The organism is Alteribacter keqinensis (assembly GCF_003710255.1).
GTDB classification, from domain to species: Bacteria; Bacillota; Bacilli; order Bacillales; family Salisediminibacteriaceae; genus Alteribacter; species Alteribacter keqinensis.
In genome coordinates, this window is the sequence record NZ_RHIB01000001.1 from 2,113,359 (window position 1) to 2,127,641 (window position 14,283).

Here is a 14,283-nt window from a genome sequence, read left to right on the forward strand (position 1 = left end):
GAGTTAGATATGATGAAAGGATGATAACCATGAGCTTTAATCTGCGCGGTGCTATTATGCAGAACATTCAGGGCAGTGACGAAGAAAAAGTAGAAGCGACGATTCAGGACGCGATCCAGAGCAAAGAAGAAAAGATGCTGCCAGGTCTTGGTGTTTTATTTGAAATTTACTGGCAGGAAGCAAATGAGCAGGAAAAAGCTGAAATGATTCAGCAGATTTCCCAGGGCTTGCAGAAGTAAATATCCAAAACCGGCTTCTTATGAGGCCGGTTTTTGTGTTTAAGAGGATGAAGGTCGTTGTTATAACAGGATATTGGGATTTATTTTCCATGAAATCTCATCAGGGGGCAATTATTCACACTCGCGCCCCATTATTTAACAATCGCGTTTGAATTTTTAACACAAAAGGCCAAAAAAACCACTCCCCTCTAACTAAAATACACAAAAAAAGACAGCCGCAGCTGCCTTTTCATCCGTATTATTCAAACGTAATTTTATTTACTGTATCGCGGTCAAGTTTTTTAATAACCTCTACAATCAGCTTCACGGCATTTTCAAAATCATCGCGGTGAAGAACTGCCGCATGCGTGTGAATGTAGCGCGTTGCTATCGTAATGGACAATGCAGGTACACCGTTCGCTGTTAAGTGAATCGCACCTGAGTCTGTTCCGCCCCCTGGTACATAGTCAAATTGGTAAGGAATTTCTTTGTCGTCCGCTGTTCCAGTTACGAAATCACGAAGACCTTTATGGCTAACCATGGATGCATCGTACATGATGATCTGAGGGCCTTTACCCATTTTAGCCAGAGCATCACGGTCGCTCACTCCCGGAGTATCGCCGGCAATACCAACATCCACGCCGAAGCCGATGTCAGGCTGAATGTGGTGGGCTGCCGTGCGGGCACCGCGGAGACCGACTTCTTCCTGAACCGTTCCTACACCATAAACCGTGTTCGGATGGTTTTCGTCTTTAAGCTGGCGGAGAACTTCGATGGCAATGGCACAGCCAATGCGGTTATCCCAAGCTTTGGCCATAAGCAGCTTTTCATTTTTCATTACAGTAAATTCACACACCGGTACCACAGAGTCTCCCGGCCGCACACCGAATTCAGCTGCTTCTTCACGGCTGGAGGCACCGATATCAATGTACATGTCTTTTTTATCCACGCTTTTCTTTCGTGCTTCCGGGGGGAGGATATGCGGAGGCTTGGACCCGATCACTCCGGGAATGTTTCCGTCTTTTGTCATTACCGTCACACGCTGGGCGAGCATGACCTGCTCCCACCATCCGCCGACCGTCTGAAATTTCAAAAAGCCGTTATCATCAATATTGGTTACCATAAAACCGATTTCATCCAAGTGACCGGCAACCATAATTTTAGGACCGTCAGAAACAGAACCGGTCTTTTTAGCAATCAGGCTTCCGAGGCCGTCAGTTTCAATCTCATCGGCAAAAGGCTCGATATGTTTTTTCATGACGTCACGGGCTTCACGTTCGTTACCCGGAATTCCATTGGCATCAGTGAGCTCTTTGAGCATCTTAAGCGTATTATCCATGTGTATATAACCTCCTGAATTTATTACAAAATTATGTATCTTCAAATAGTATAACGTTTTTACACCTACCGCTCAAACGTTATGATGCTAAAGCCCGGAGGTCAGATGACTATCAATTCTAATCAAACAGACAGGTAGGCAAGCAACCAATACCGTTTTGAATCCATATGATATAAGAGCTTAATGCCTTAGAAAAGACAGGTTATATAAGATTGACAGTAACGAGGTAAGGGCAGAATTCCAGCCAGCCTTATGGTAAAAGCAATTCAAGAGTGAAGTATTTAAAACGGGAGGTACAGGGTAAATGAACAATAATCCGCCTCAAAACCTTCAAAGGTTTGTTGATGATATCAATACGATTACTGCAATGAACAATGAAACTAAAAAAACAAACAATCCCTATGATGTAAGCTTAAGCTTAAAGCTTGCTTTAGTTGCCGGATTCCTTACAACCTTTGCTGATGCTCTTGCTACAGTTGCAGCTAAGATTGCCATTGATGAGGAAATTCAGGGTAATATCCAGAACCTTAAGGATGAGCAGGCACAGGAAGCCAAGTTTACTGAAATGCAGAATCAATTAGATGAACTGCAAAAGCAACTTGCAGAACTGACTGGTGAAAAAAACGGGAAGGCGTCAAAAAATAAAAGGATGAAGAGATCGTAATCATTATTTGCCAGACGATCCAAATCCTTTTTCTGCACGGATAGTTTCGGAAAGATCATTCGTTTCTGATACGTTTACGAACAATATCGGAGCGATAACCATCTGTGCGATACGCATTTCCTTCTCCACAATAAAAGGTTCTTTACCATGATTAATCAAAATAATTTTAACTTCTCCTCTGTATCCTTCGTCAATGGTACCCGGACTGTTTAAAACAGTTACAGAATGCTTCAGGGCAAGTCCGCTTCGAGGTCTGACCTGGGCTTCAGTGCCTTCTGGCAGTGCAATCTGAATCCCTGTTCCTATGAGCGCGCTTTCTCCGGGTTTCAATTCTTTTCTTTCTATTGCATATAAATCCAGACCAGCATCACCCTCGTGCGCCCGTTCTGGTAAAATAGCATCTTCATGGATGCGCTTTACATGTAAAGTCGGCTGCATTTCGTTCTTTTCTCCTTTCAGATTGTGATTACACTATTACTATCAGTGTAATCGTATCACTCCAGTTATTATTGTACAAAATTCATCATTTGTTCATTTATTTTCTGGAACTTTATCGCTGAAGGTTCGTAACCCATAATAATGAATCCAAAGAAATTACATGACAGTTGAAACTTTTTTTAATTCCTTTCGTATACACTAAGGAATAAAACAAAAATCATGATTGTTATATATAAGGTTTATTAAAGGAGAGATAACTATGCTCAGCGTCATTCTATTCCGAATCCTTCTGCTGATTGCTGTTTCCATACTCATGTTCAGTGTCATAAAGTATGCTGTTGACCCTCGCCGCAAGCTTGAAATTGCCCGTAACAAAGGCGGATTTTATTTCCTTGATGACTCAAACAACGTTAGGAAGAACTTTTTCCTGACTTATGGACATGTCATGTTTGAAGGGGAAAAATACCTCGGAACCATTAATGACTCCTTTGAGGTGACCTCCATTACGGTATGGACGGAAGAAAAAGACAAGCTGAAAGGGCTCAGGAAAACAGACTTCCTTTTTATTGAGAAGGAAATTTCCATTCGCTATCCTCACGCAAAAATCGAATGGAACAGCCCGATTAAAGAGCTGCTAAAGAAAATGAATTAACTCCCTCAACAGAGCAGTGTCCATAAAGTATAAAAGCAGACTGTCAATGGCTTCGTACGCTGCTCGACCGGAAGGAGTAAACCCACTCCTTCCGGTCTCTATAAAGAGGGACGGCTCCACTCTTTATAGAGGTTGGACAGAAGTGTTTTTGTCAACAAGAATCTGAACGAATAAAATGCGGTGCAAATAAATCGCTCCTAAAAATACTTCGCTTTTCGCGGGAAGCTGGTGAGCCTCCTCGATCTTCGCACTAATGTTCGGATTCTCAGCTAAACTCTTTCTTATTGTCCCAGCCTCTCTTCATCGTAACCATTTGATATACGTTTCCGTCAACTTTGGGACTTTTCCTTCGAAGAGCCGCTTTTGCCAGTATTGATCGGCCGCTTTTGAGACCATTTCCCCGTGACTCGGATAAGGGTGGATCACACTGGAAAAATCCTTGATTTTGTGACCGTGCTGTTTGGCGAACACCACTTCCTGCATCCAGTCCCCGGCCAGGGTACCGATAGCATGTGCGCCGAGAATCGCACCTTTTTTGTCAGTAATGATTTTCACCAGACCTGTTTTGTTCCGCTCTGCTGTAAACCGGTCAACATGCCTTGCATCGCTCCTGTAAACATGAATGTTATCTCCATACTCATCCCGGGCTTCTTTTTCCGTCAAACCCAAATGAAAAACTTCAGGGTCTGTATAAATCGTATAGGGGGTGTGGGTGTAGTCAACCGACTGCTTTACTCCAAAAACAGCATTGGCAACCACCGTTTTCCCTTCCTGTCCCGCTGCATGAGTAAAAGGATATTCTCCTGTCACATCACCGCACGCGAAAATGGTGCTGACGGATGTCTGCATTTTTTTATTCACTACAATCTTTCCATCTTTTACGTCCACTCCTGCTTTTTCCAAACCCATTTCTTTAACGTTCGGTTTTCTTCCCGCAGCGATAAGTAATGCATTACACTCAATTTCCTGCGTGGTACCGCTATCCCCTTCTACAGTCAGTCCAATCTTTTCGGCCTTTTTCTGAGCCTTCGTTACCTTACGATTGAACATAAACGTCATCTCTTCTGATAGAAGATGATGCGCGAGCTCACGAATTTCCGGCTCTTCTTTTTCCATCAGCCCGGAATGATCAATGACGGTCACATCAGATCCGAACCTGGACATAGCTTGTGCTAGTTCGATTCCAACGGGACCTGATCCGAGAACAACAAGTTTAAGAGGCACACGGTCGATACTAAAAATGGTTTCATTGGTTAGATAGGATATATCTTCAAGACCGGCAATCGGGGGAATCATCGGACTCGAACCTGTAGCAATGACGATCCGTTTTGCATAAATGGTTTCACCAGTGTCTATTGAAATTTCATTTTTCGTTTTCAATGAAGCTGTACCATGATACTCGTCAATGCCGAGAGAACGGAGACGTTTTCGGTCATCATGGGGCTGAATCTCAGCAATGGCATCTTGTACCCGGGACTTCACGACCGAAAAATCAGGAGCGCCTGAAAGCCCCAGCCCAAACTCCTCCGCTGCTTTTTTCGCATCTCTGAGTTCTTTTGCAGCTTTAATATATGCTTTTGAAGGGACACACCCGTAATGGAGACAGTCCCCGCCGGGTTCGGGATCTTTTTCAATCAAAGCTGTTTTTGCCCCGAATTGAACGGCACCGATGGCCGCTGTCAATCCTCCTGCCCCTCCGCCTATCACAGCAATATCGTATTTCTTCATTGCACTCGACCTCCTTTTTTCAGGCATCATTATCTTTGTTCAAACCAAGAGCCGACCGGACCTGATCTTTAAAAAAGAGCGGAACGAGCATAATGATAAGAAACAGGCTTCCAGCAAAAATAAGTGTTCCGAATCCCCCGTCCACAAAACTCGATCCAAGATAGGTAAAGGCAAAAACCCCCGGGGTCATTCCAATTACCGTAGCGAGGATAAAGGCTGAAAACCTCACCTTGGAAATACCGGCTGCATAGCTGATCAGGTCAAAGTTGAATAAAGGAATGAGTCTTAATACAAGCACATAGAAGAACCCTTTCTTTTCAAGCTGGTTCTGAATGGCCTTTCCTTTTCCAGCTGACCCTTTACCTATGTTCTTTCCGAGCTTTCTCGCTGTCCAAAAAGCAACCGCAGCACTTCCCGCGGCTCCGGCCAGCGTATAAACAGTGCCAAGAAGGGGGCCAAAAGAGAGACCTCCTGTAATGGACAGTACAGAAGCGGGGAATAAAACAAGCGGACGCAGCGTGTATATGAGTATGTAGATAACGGGGCTGAACCAGCCAAACGACAAAATCCACTCTCTTAAAACTTCCCTCTCGTCACAAGAGAAATCCCTTTATTCCCCGGGACGTTCTTATCCCTCCAGGCGGTTAATGAAAAAGCAAGCTCAACGGCGGCTGCTCCTCCCCCCACAATAACCGGTTTTTCTGAATAGCGGAGTTGATCAACCACCTCCGGGAAAAGGAAATTCGGTTTCAGGGATAAAGCATGCTCACTGACACCGGGAACAGGATCCTGAACATACGAGCCTGCGTTAACACTCAGGGCATCATATGCAAGAGGTTCGTTGTTACTTAAAATCAGCTGCTTCTTCTCAGATTCGATCCGTTCTGCCGTATCGCAGACAAACGTAACACCATGCGCGTTACAAAAAGACTGCAAATCGATTCGAATGTCGTTAAGCGAATAAATCCCTTCCGCAAAACCGGAAAACATCCCCGAATAATACTGATAGGGGTCAGGGGAAATGAGGGTAAAGTTTTTATCACGATGACTCTCTTTTTTCTGTTTTTTTATGATGGAGAGGTTGGCATGGCCCCCACCCACGAGAACGAGGTTTTTCATCTAACCGCCGCCTTCCGTATCCGAAAGAATCCTTTTCGCTTCAAGCATCCTCTGCATGCCTGTAAACACTTCAACGAATAAAAAGAGCAGAGTTGTATAAAGGAGTACCGAAGAAAATAAAATCATCAGGGAGAAAAGAATGAACCCTTCTGTTCTCTCCGCCAGTCCGGCCTGATAGTAGAACGATTTCACTCCTCTTTTTTCCGATACGGCTCCCACTGTTAAAAACACGGTCATGGAAAAGATAATGGAAACGCTCAGAAGTAGCAGGGCCCACATCACATCCGGGTACAAAAAGGCGAGACCAAGGATCACACTTACTTCCACAAGCCGGTCAAAAGTCACATCCATCACCGTGCCAAACGGGGTGGACGCAGTCTTTCTTGCCATAGACCCGTCAACGGCATCAAGAAACCCGGAAATCCATAAGACTAGGACGGCGGTGACAGGCATTTCCATTAAAATAAAGACCCCTGATGACACACCGATAATAAATGCAGCTACCGTTACCTGATTGGCAGTCAGGTTGAGCTTCAAAAGCTGATCGGCTGTTTTTCCGATAAGTGGTTGTAAGTATTTTCTGGCATGTGTATCAAGCATGATTATCGCCCTTTTCTCTTTGATACTCCACAAACGAATCTTCGTCCCAAGTAACAGCTATTTTCTCTCCGACAGTTAAATCCCGCTTGCTGTGAACGGTCACGCTCGTACGTTCAAGCTGTACACGATAAAACACGACACCGTGCAAGGTCCAGACCCTCTCAACCGTACCCTTCTCCCCGTTTTCACCAGTGGGATTTCCCCTTTCTAAACGCAAGTATTTTGCAGGGACGACCCCACCTTCCAGAGCAAGTCCTTCTCCTGTAACACCAGTGACACTTGAAGACTCCGGTCTTTCCTGCACTTCTTTTGGTGATCCCGTCTGCAATATCGTTTTATTTCCCATCACTGCCAGCTTGTCCCCCATAAAAGAAGCTTCATCACGGTCGTGTGTGACAAAAACAGCCGTCATGTTCTCTTTTTTCAGGAGACTGCGAATCCACGACCTTAAGTTAATACGAAGCTTCGTATCAAGACTTGAAAAAGGCTCGTCCAACAACAGGAGCTGAGGTTTAATGACCAGCGCTCTCGCGAGGGCTATCCGCTGCTGCTGCCCTCCGGAACACTCTGATGGGTATTGGTTCCCGTAGTCCTTCAGTTCAACTTTTTCAAGTACGGCAAGTCCTGCTTCGTTTCGTTCTTTTTTCTTAATACCACGGATGCGCAGTCCGTATGTCACATTCTCCAACACTGTCATATGAGGAAACAGTAACGGCTGCTGAAACATGAGTACTACAGGACGTGCCTCCGCACGAACATTACTCATGTCCTTACCGTCAATTTTAATCTCCCCTTTGGTTATACCTTCGAGACCTGCCAGGCAACGGAGGAATGTGCTTTTCCCTGTACCTGATGGTCCTATTAAACTTAGTAATTCCCCTTTCTGCAAAGAAAGAGTCACATTTTCAAAGACCGTTTGTTGCTCATACGTTTTTTTCAGTTGCTGTATATGCAGGAAATCCATTGTTATCCTCTCCTGTTCCATTGTGACGGGTAAGGGGAAAGCAGCCGGATCAAAAGTTCAACAATCCCAGCCACGATCACGGGCACAGCTGCAAAGAGTAAAGAGAAAGCAGCAAGAACTGTATCATTCCCAGAAGACACGTAGGGGTAATAGAGCATTGGCAGGGTCACAATCCGACCGCCCCCGATAATGACAGTCAGAACATACTGACTTAAGGAAATGACCATCGTCAGAAACACTGCAGCCCTGATACTTGAGGTGAATTGGGGCAGTTGAATGTGCAGGAAGATCTGCCAGTCCGTCGATCCAAGAACTCTCCCCTGATCCTCCCAACGGGCACCTGTTCGCTCAAAAGCTGAACGGAATATCCGAATCGAATAAGGAACCGTAGGAATTAAATGCACAAGGACAACCCCTGTCCAAGAGTCAGCGAGCCCGAATCTTATCATGGCAAAGTGAAGACCTATGGCAATAGCCAATACCGGGATGAGAATAGGAAGAAACAACAGGGTATCGACTACTCCCTTACCGCTGAAGTCTTTCGAGGCAAGAGCCTTTGCTGCCGGGATGGCAATCAGCAAATTTAAAACGATTACGGCGGCGCCTATTCCTACCGTAACCAACAAAGAATGTAACAGTGCCGGATCGGACAGAACCTGATTCCACCCACGCAGCGTGAATTCGTCCGGAAACAGCATCCCAAACCGCCAGGGTGTGGATATACTCTGAAGAAATAACAGAATAATCGGGATCACAAAGACAATCAGTGAGAGGATGAGTCCTAAAGCCGCCACACCTTTTTTTACAGTAATCATACCGACCCCCACATCCGCTCTCTGAGACGCCGGATCCGCCTGCTGAGGAAATAATAGAAAACAAGGATACAAAGGGTCAGTAATGCTATTAGGGCAAAGGCAGAAGGACGCATTCCCCAGTCTCCCCCATAAAACCAGTTATAGCTTAAAACCGGCAGCATTTGCGGGTAGGTCGCTCCGATCAGATAAGGTACTTCAAAAGCTCCAATAATAAAAGCAAACAGGATCACAGAGATCTCAAGCATTGCAGGCTGAATATACTTCCACTCCACATCCCAAAACCTCCGAAAACTTCCCCCGCCCAGAGTCGTAACTGCATCTTTAAGCCTGTGATCCATCTCATAGAAGACCGGCAGCATCATGAGCATGACAAAGGGTATTTCTTTCCACACATAAGCCAGGATCAGACCGGCGCCACGCTGATCGTTTGTGAGGATTAGAAATTCCGCGGGATCCGTTATCAGCCCGAGCTGATAAGTTAAGGATGCGATCCACCCGCTCTGGGAAAAAAACACCATGATCAGATAAGCTGCCACAAAATGAGGAAACAACATTGGAAGCCATGCAAGCCATTTCCAGTGAAAGCGGGCAAGATACGTGTAGAACACCTTTGCCAGAGCAGTCCCTGCCACCAGGGCAATGACGGTAGATACCATGGTTACAGACAGGCTGAACCGAAGACTGTCCCAAAAGGCCGGATGGGAAAACAATGTTGTGTATGCCTCCATTGTCCAATACTCATTCCACCCGTCTCGGAAACTGAAAACCAGTCCCTGAAAGATAGAATAAAGAGTCAACAGCGTTAGTAGAGAAGCAGGCAGGGTGAGTAAGATTGTTTTTTTATTCGCCTGAAACCACGTTTTCAAACCATTTCTCCTCCAGCCACGGTACAAATTGAGCGTCAAGTTCGGGCAAAAATGCCTCACCCAGCGTTTCTGCATCCAGGACAGACTCTCCCCGGTCCACTGCTTCAAATGCCGACCGCTCCTCATCCAGAAGAAGACTGACATCCAGCACCGTATTTTCACCCCATCCTTCAGGGCTTAATTTTTCCAGCTGGGCTTCAGGTGACAATAGCTCATTAATGACCACCATGGCACCTTTCGGGTTTGGCGCATTAAACGGAATGGAAAGGAAGTGCGTGTTCCCGATTGACCCGCTGTCCAAAACAAACGTCCGGACAGAATCAGGGAAACTCCCTTCTTCCACTTTATTTACAACCCTGGCTTCGTTGTATCCCATTGTCATCCATACTTCGCCTCGCCAAAACAGCCGGTCAAGCTCTGTGATAGATGCTGGATACGTTTGTCCTTCACGCCACAGGTTCACCTCAATCCGGTTTAAATACTGCCATACACCTGCGGCTTTTTCTTCCACCTCGTCATCGTCGGACCTCATTTGCAGAAGCTCTTCCGGTTCATCAAACTGGGAATATAACAAGTGGCGGAGAAATGCATTTCCTGTAAAGTCGGTCGCTTCAGGATAAGTGAATTTGCCTGGATTATCCTCAATCCATTCTGCAAGTTCTTCAAAGGATTCAGGCGGAGTATCAACTTTTTCGCTGTCGTAAACAAAAACAAACTGTACTTTCCCCCAGGGCGCTTCATAGCCGTCAACATCAGTTCCGAAATCAACCTGATGATCGAGACTGTTTTCATCTACGTATTGTTCCATGTTCGGAAGTATGTCTGAAAAGGAACCATAAAGGAGATCACGCTCTTTGGCATTTCTGAAGTTTTCTCCATTGATCCACATCACATCAACAGACCCGTCCCTCTGACCGGCCTGCCGTTCTGTCTGAAGGCGCTGAAGAACATCCGGAGTATCCATAGGAACCCGGGTTAATTTAATTCCGTGTAAGTCCTCCAACCGCGGTGCCGCCCACTCATCTATGTATGAATTAATTGCTTCGTCGCCGCCCCACATATAAAGACGTACTTCTGTATCAGCAGCACCCGCTTCAATTTCTCCCCAGTCTTTATTAAGGACTTCCTGATTCTCTTCCCCGTCTGCTGTTGAACAAGCAGCCAGCAGGGTAAGAACCAAAGGTAGTAACCTTTTTCTCATCCGTCCCTCTCCTTTGCTGAATTCATCGTATATTCACTTTATCATGTTCTATTTATATCTCACGTAATTTTGCTTACTCCCTTATGCCCGGAAAAAAAGGTTGATCCAAAAGGTCGGTTTTTACCTTTTGGATCAACCTCGAAGCAATGGCACCTGCCTGGCCCTTTACGAATAGGTTCTCGTGATGGGCGAGTAGCGGGCAGAGTCATTGCCAATCTTCTTTTGTACTTTTGGGACACCATCCACACTTTTATTCAGACATTCTCGATCGGGATCTTGATGCAAAGAATTTATCCCATTTATACGTAATCGGACCCTTTTGGCCCATCAAATAAAAAATGACGGCAAGACCTCCAATTGTAATGAGAGATCCTGTTAACGACATCTCACTTATGGCCTGACCAAAGGCTGTAAAGAGCATAGCCGGCAGAATCAGTCCCCCAAAAGAGTACTTCATATATTCTTTAAAAGACGACGTCATTTCCATCAGGTAGAGACTTAACAGATGAAAGTGAACGAAAGGGAGCATTCTTAATATCATGACCTGCCCCAGTGTAAGCTGACGGTTTTTAAAGATCCGCTGTTTCATCTTTGAAAAACGGGTTCTGATTGATGGGAAATAATCGACAACTTTGTAAAAGAAAAAACTCATTAATGTAAGACCGACCAGGGAATACAGACTTCCGTAAAAGAAGCCGAAAAAATACCCTCCTGCAATACAGACTACAATAACAGGTAAAAATAAAAACGGACGAATGAGGTGAAGGAGAATAAAAATAAGAGGGGCCAGCCAACCTGCTCGTTCAATAATTGTTGGAATGCCTTCAATGAAATCATTCATGGTGTATCTCCTCCTCTCGTAGTCTATCCTATGATACCGTCAGACAATCTATGATGAAAGGCTCGGTACACCTTCACGGTTATCCATACATGGAACCGGCAAGCCACACAAGTAAAGCAAATAAAGCAATATGCAGTAAGCATAAAAACGGCAATCCGATTGAAAAGGTTTTTTTCCTCGTTTTATGTCTGAACGTTTTTGATGCAAAAAGCATTCCAAATGCACCGCCAAATGCAGCCCATGTAATAAGGGATTGCTCAGATGTTCTTCTGACCTGCTTTTGCGCTTTTCGTTTATCATTCCACATGACGACAAATGCAAGTACGTTAATAATTCCATAATAACATAGAAAATACATGATCACGCCTTGTACCATCTGCTCTTCCGCCTTCCAAAAGGACTATATTAATCTATTCCCTTACATCCCGATACGTAACCAGCTGGGAAAACAATCTTCTTGCAGGAGCTGTTTTATGATGGTGATGCAAGATTCCGGGGAGGGAGAGGCAGGGTGAGACCTCTCAATACGATAATAGGCAGATGAAAAAGTCAACCACTGAAAATAACGTCACTACTCTGTTGTCGGATGGTCATTGATGTGTTTAAGGTCATTTATGTATAAAACATTGATTGGAGCGAAATGAGCGCAAATCAAAACATACCTGTTACAGAGCCGATCTTTAAAGAAAATGGACCTTTTCAATGCCCTCACCCTCAGCATGAGGATGCTCACCGCCACCCCCGCGGAAAGCGAAGGGCATGGAGGCAGATCCACATCCCCATTCACAGCAATATGGCTTAATATCATCCCTAATAAGAAAAGCCACCCTCAAAGAGAGTGACTTTTTGTTTTAAGTTTAAGCTTCATAACCAATTACTTAAGGTTAGCTTTTGCTTTTTCAGCAAGAGCCGCGAAGCCCTGCTCGTCGTTTACAGCAATGTCAGCAAGCATTTTACGGTTCATTTCGATACCAGCCTGCTTAAGACCGTGCATGAAACGGTTGTAAGAAAGACCGTTAATGCGAGCCGCAGCATTGATACGTGTGATCCATAGCTTACGGAAATCACGCTTCTTCTGTTTGCGGTCACGGTAAGCATATTGTAAGGACTTCATTACTTGTCCTTGTGCTGATTTAAATAAACGGTGTTTGGAACCGTGGTAACCTTTAGCTAGCTTTAAAACTTTTTTACGACGACGACGTGCTACATATCCGCCTTTTACTCGAGCCATCGTAATCCCTCCTCAATAAATAATTCTATACAATACGATCAATTAATGTTGAAACAATCACAGGCATCAGCCTGTTAACGGCCTGGTGCCGTTATTATCTTGGCAGCATTGCGTCGATACGCTTCTGGTCACCTTTGGAAACCATTGAAGCTTTACGAAGCTTGCGCTTTTGTTTAGTTGATTTGTTAGCAGCAAGGTGGCTAGTGTAGCCTTGGGAACGCTTCAACTTGCCAGTTCCCGTTCTCTTGAAACGTTTTGCTGCGCCTCTGTGTGTTTTCATTTTAGGCATTTGCAAGTCCTCCCTGTTAAGAAAGATTAGTTGTTGTTTGTTGTCGTTGCAGGTGATTACCGGTTGTACCCGGCAGAATAAATATGGTCGTTGTATTGTTGTCTGTCTCTATTTAAGTTTACTTTTCGTTAGTCGGCGCAAGCACTAAGAACATGCTGCGGCCTTCCATCTTCGGCTTAGACTCGATGGTAGCAATGTCTTTACATTCTTCAGCAAGCTGCTCAAGCACTTTTTTACCGAGTTCAGAGTGAGTAATCGCACGTCCGCGGAAACGGATCGCAGCTTTTACTTTGTCACCTTTGCTCAGGAACTTGCGGGCATTACGTAACTTCGTGTTGAAGTCATGCTCCTCAATGTTCGGGCTTAAGCGAACTTCTTTTAAGTTCACGATTTTTTGGTTTTTCCGAGCTTCTTTTTCTTTTTTCTGCTGCTCGTAACGGAACTTACCATAATCCATGATGCGGCATACCGGCGGTTTTGCGTTCGGTGCAACCATAACAAGGTCAAGGTTAGCGTTTTGGGCCATTTCCAACGCTTCACTCTTGGGTTTTACACCAATCTGATCACCGTTCGCTCCTACCAGTCGTACTTCACGAGCACGAATAGATTCGTTAATGAACATATCCTTACTAATATTGAGCCACCTCCAAATTGATCCGGATCAAAGCAAGACTTGCTACAGCACCGTTATGCTTCCCGCTTAAGCTTATGGGAACCCACAAAGGCAGTGTAAGCAAAGCTTTATTATCTCTGCACAAAAAAGGTGCGAGCGCATAAAATCGCCCACACCTCTACTGGTTATGTTTAATCAGTGATAACCTGTCAACTTGTGTCAATCAGGTGAGAAGCGGGCGCTTCTGCTTGCTTTGTGTCCATATTTTGTTCACTAAAATAGAATAGCACATCCAAAAACGAAATGTCAACAGATGTTTTCTTTTCTTATTTTCCAAGCATAGCAATCATAACGCAGCCCGGTGGAAAAAGCAAATGTCTGTCCGTTAAAGGCAGTTCTCCTGAAGTGGGAGAATGATGTTGGATTAAGGGCGAATAACTCGAGATTCAGGGTGAATAGTAAGTCCAATAAGTGTTAAATCCAGTGGAAGAAGTGTAAACCCCATAGCCGTCAAGTTAAGCGATTCAAGAATTTGAAGCAGAAGAAGTCAGGATGCAGCCGGAATGCCCTTCGCTTTCCGCGGGGGCGCCGGTGAGCCTCCGGGTGCTCCGCACCCCGGGATCTCACCTTGCCACCTGCTCCCGCAGGAGTCTCGAACATTCCGGCTACATCCTCTTTTACATTCTTATTTGAGTGCTTTTAAAC

Annotated in this window: 18 protein-coding genes and 1 other annotated feature; of the genes, 3 read left to right on the forward strand and 15 right to left on the reverse strand. The window is 45.0% G+C overall.

What is annotated here, in order from left to right; translation table 11 throughout:
* Positions 1–29: 29 nt before the first annotated feature.
* On the forward strand, positions 30–239 hold the full coding sequence (gene sspI / locus EBO34_RS10270) for a small acid-soluble spore protein SspI (RefSeq protein ID WP_122897915.1): 210 nt from the start codon (positions 30–32) through the stop codon (positions 237–239).
* 238 nt (positions 240–477) lie between these two features.
* Here sspI and EBO34_RS10275 read toward each other — a convergent pair whose 3' ends face one another.
* Entirely contained in the window at positions 478–1,557 is a 1,080-nt protein-coding gene (locus EBO34_RS10275; RefSeq protein ID WP_122897917.1) for a M42 family metallopeptidase, read from the reverse strand.
* 304 nt (positions 1,558–1,861) lie between these two features.
* Between EBO34_RS10275 and EBO34_RS10280 the strand changes: the two genes are divergently transcribed.
* Complete coding sequence (locus EBO34_RS10280; protein ID WP_122897919.1) at positions 1,862–2,221, forward strand: hypothetical protein; 360 nt, start codon at positions 1,862–1,864, stop codon at positions 2,219–2,221.
* A gap of 3 nt (positions 2,222–2,224) precedes the next feature.
* Here the strand turns inward: EBO34_RS10280 and dut are convergent, their stop codons facing one another.
* The gene (gene dut, locus EBO34_RS10285; RefSeq protein WP_122897921.1) at positions 2,225–2,659 is read right to left on the reverse strand and encodes a dUTP diphosphatase; all 435 of its coding nucleotides are present in this window, start codon (positions 2,657–2,659) and stop codon (positions 2,225–2,227) included.
* Between the two features lie 259 nt (positions 2,660–2,918).
* Here dut and EBO34_RS10290 point away from each other — a divergent pair, with 259 nt between their 5' ends.
* Positions 2,919–3,311 (forward strand): sigma-w pathway protein ysdB, encoded by a 393-nt coding sequence (locus EBO34_RS10290; RefSeq protein WP_122897923.1) that lies wholly within the window; start codon positions 2,919–2,921, stop codon positions 3,309–3,311.
* 300 nt (positions 3,312–3,611) lie between these two features.
* Here EBO34_RS10290 and EBO34_RS10295 read toward each other — a convergent pair whose 3' ends face one another.
* From EBO34_RS10295 to infC, 13 genes are all read right to left on the reverse strand, one after another.
* Complete coding sequence (locus EBO34_RS10295; RefSeq protein WP_122897925.1) at positions 3,612–5,039, reverse strand: dihydrolipoyl dehydrogenase family protein; 1,428 nt, start codon at positions 5,037–5,039, stop codon at positions 3,612–3,614.
* 19 nt (positions 5,040–5,058) lie between these two features.
* Complete coding sequence (locus tag EBO34_RS10300) at positions 5,059–5,604, reverse strand: TVP38/TMEM64 family protein (RefSeq protein WP_183163807.1); 546 nt, start codon at positions 5,602–5,604, stop codon at positions 5,059–5,061.
* A gap of 11 nt (positions 5,605–5,615) precedes the next feature.
* On the reverse strand, positions 5,616–6,158 hold the full coding sequence (locus tag EBO34_RS10305) for an NAD(P)/FAD-dependent oxidoreductase (RefSeq protein ID WP_122897928.1): 543 nt from the start codon (positions 6,156–6,158) through the stop codon (positions 5,616–5,618).
* Entirely contained in the window at positions 6,159–6,758 is a 600-nt protein-coding gene (locus EBO34_RS10310; RefSeq protein WP_122897930.1) for a CDP-alcohol phosphatidyltransferase family protein, read from the reverse strand.
* Positions 6,751–7,722, reverse strand: coding sequence for an ABC transporter ATP-binding protein (locus EBO34_RS10315; RefSeq protein WP_183163808.1), 972 nt, complete (start codon positions 7,720–7,722; stop codon positions 6,751–6,753). The genes EBO34_RS10310 and EBO34_RS10315 overlap by 8 nt, the downstream gene beginning before the upstream one ends.
* Positions 7,723–7,724: 2 nt before the next feature.
* Positions 7,725–8,537: an ABC transporter permease gene (locus tag EBO34_RS10320; RefSeq protein WP_122897934.1), complete on the reverse strand. Its 813-nt coding sequence runs from the start codon at positions 8,535–8,537 to the stop codon at positions 7,725–7,727.
* Positions 8,534–9,403 (reverse strand): ABC transporter permease, encoded by an 870-nt coding sequence (locus EBO34_RS10325; RefSeq protein WP_183163809.1) that lies wholly within the window; start codon positions 9,401–9,403, stop codon positions 8,534–8,536. The genes EBO34_RS10320 and EBO34_RS10325 overlap by 4 nt, the downstream gene beginning before the upstream one ends.
* Positions 9,378–10,604, reverse strand: a complete 1,227-nt coding sequence (locus tag EBO34_RS10330) for an ABC transporter substrate-binding protein (RefSeq protein WP_122897938.1) — start codon at positions 10,602–10,604, stop codon at positions 9,378–9,380. Before EBO34_RS10330 ends, EBO34_RS10325 begins: the two co-directional genes overlap by 26 nt.
* A gap of 250 nt (positions 10,605–10,854) precedes the next feature.
* Positions 10,855–11,445 carry a TVP38/TMEM64 family protein gene (locus tag EBO34_RS10335; protein WP_122897940.1) on the reverse strand — a complete coding sequence of 197 codons (591 nt, stop codon included), beginning with the start codon at positions 11,443–11,445 and terminating at the stop codon, positions 10,855–10,857.
* 79 nt (positions 11,446–11,524) lie between these two features.
* Positions 11,525–11,821 (reverse strand): DUF1294 domain-containing protein, encoded by a 297-nt coding sequence (locus tag EBO34_RS10340; RefSeq protein WP_122897942.1) that lies wholly within the window; start codon positions 11,819–11,821, stop codon positions 11,525–11,527.
* 498 nt (positions 11,822–12,319) lie between these two features.
* Positions 12,320–12,676: a 50S ribosomal protein L20 gene (rplT, locus tag EBO34_RS10345; RefSeq protein ID WP_026690618.1), complete on the reverse strand. Its 357-nt coding sequence runs from the start codon at positions 12,674–12,676 to the stop codon at positions 12,320–12,322.
* 94 nt (positions 12,677–12,770) lie between these two features.
* On the reverse strand, positions 12,771–12,965 hold the full coding sequence (gene rpmI / locus EBO34_RS10350; protein WP_122897944.1) for a 50S ribosomal protein L35: 195 nt from the start codon (positions 12,963–12,965) through the stop codon (positions 12,771–12,773).
* Between the two features lie 118 nt (positions 12,966–13,083).
* The gene (gene infC / locus EBO34_RS10355; protein ID WP_122897946.1) at positions 13,084–13,587 is read right to left on the reverse strand and encodes a translation initiation factor IF-3; all 504 of its coding nucleotides are present in this window, start codon (positions 13,585–13,587) and stop codon (positions 13,084–13,086) included.
* Positions 13,588–13,716: 129 nt separating this feature from the next.
* Positions 13,717–13,834: a sequence feature (ribosomal protein L20 leader region), on the reverse strand.
* Positions 13,835–14,283 lie beyond the last annotated feature (449 nt).

Bases quoted from the DNA above. Each gene is read 5' to 3' on its own strand.
- EBO34_RS10335 (WP_122897940.1), bottom strand. From the start codon at position 11,445: ATGAATGATTTCATTGAAGGCATTCCAACAATTATTGAACGAGCAGGT.
- dut (WP_122897921.1), bottom strand. From the start codon at position 2,659: ATGCAGCCGACTTTACATGTAAAGCGCATCCATGAAGATGCTATTTTA.
- sspI (WP_122897915.1), top strand. From the start codon at position 30: ATGAGCTTTAATCTGCGCGGTGCTATTATGCAGAACATTCAGGGCAGT.
- EBO34_RS10290 (WP_122897923.1), top strand. From the start codon at position 2,919: ATGCTCAGCGTCATTCTATTCCGAATCCTTCTGCTGATTGCTGTTTCC.
- rplT (WP_026690618.1), bottom strand. From the start codon at position 12,676: ATGGCTCGAGTAAAAGGCGGATATGTAGCACGTCGTCGTCGTAAAAAA.
- EBO34_RS10315 (WP_183163808.1), bottom strand. From the start codon at position 7,722: ATGGATTTCCTGCATATACAGCAACTGAAAAAAACGTATGAGCAACAA.
- EBO34_RS10330 (WP_122897938.1), bottom strand. From the start codon at position 10,604: ATGAGAAAAAGGTTACTACCTTTGGTTCTTACCCTGCTGGCTGCTTGT.
- EBO34_RS10340 (WP_122897942.1), bottom strand. From the start codon at position 11,821: ATGGTACAAGGCGTGATCATGTATTTTCTATGTTATTATGGAATTATT.
- EBO34_RS10305 (WP_122897928.1), bottom strand. From the start codon at position 6,158: ATGAAAAACCTCGTTCTCGTGGGTGGGGGCCATGCCAACCTCTCCATC.
- EBO34_RS10320 (WP_122897934.1), bottom strand. From the start codon at position 8,537: ATGATTACTGTAAAAAAAGGTGTGGCGGCTTTAGGACTCATCCTCTCA.
- EBO34_RS10295 (WP_122897925.1), bottom strand. From the start codon at position 5,039: ATGAAGAAATACGATATTGCTGTGATAGGCGGAGGGGCAGGAGGATTG.
- EBO34_RS10310 (WP_122897930.1), bottom strand. From the start codon at position 6,758: ATGCTTGATACACATGCCAGAAAATACTTACAACCACTTATCGGAAAA.
- infC (WP_122897946.1), bottom strand. From the start codon at position 13,587: ATGTTCATTAACGAATCTATTCGTGCTCGTGAAGTACGACTGGTAGGA.
- rpmI (WP_122897944.1), bottom strand. From the start codon at position 12,965: ATGCCTAAAATGAAAACACACAGAGGCGCAGCAAAACGTTTCAAGAGA.
- EBO34_RS10280 (WP_122897919.1), top strand. From the start codon at position 1,862: ATGAACAATAATCCGCCTCAAAACCTTCAAAGGTTTGTTGATGATATC.
- EBO34_RS10275 (WP_122897917.1), bottom strand. From the start codon at position 1,557: ATGGATAATACGCTTAAGATGCTCAAAGAGCTCACTGATGCCAATGGA.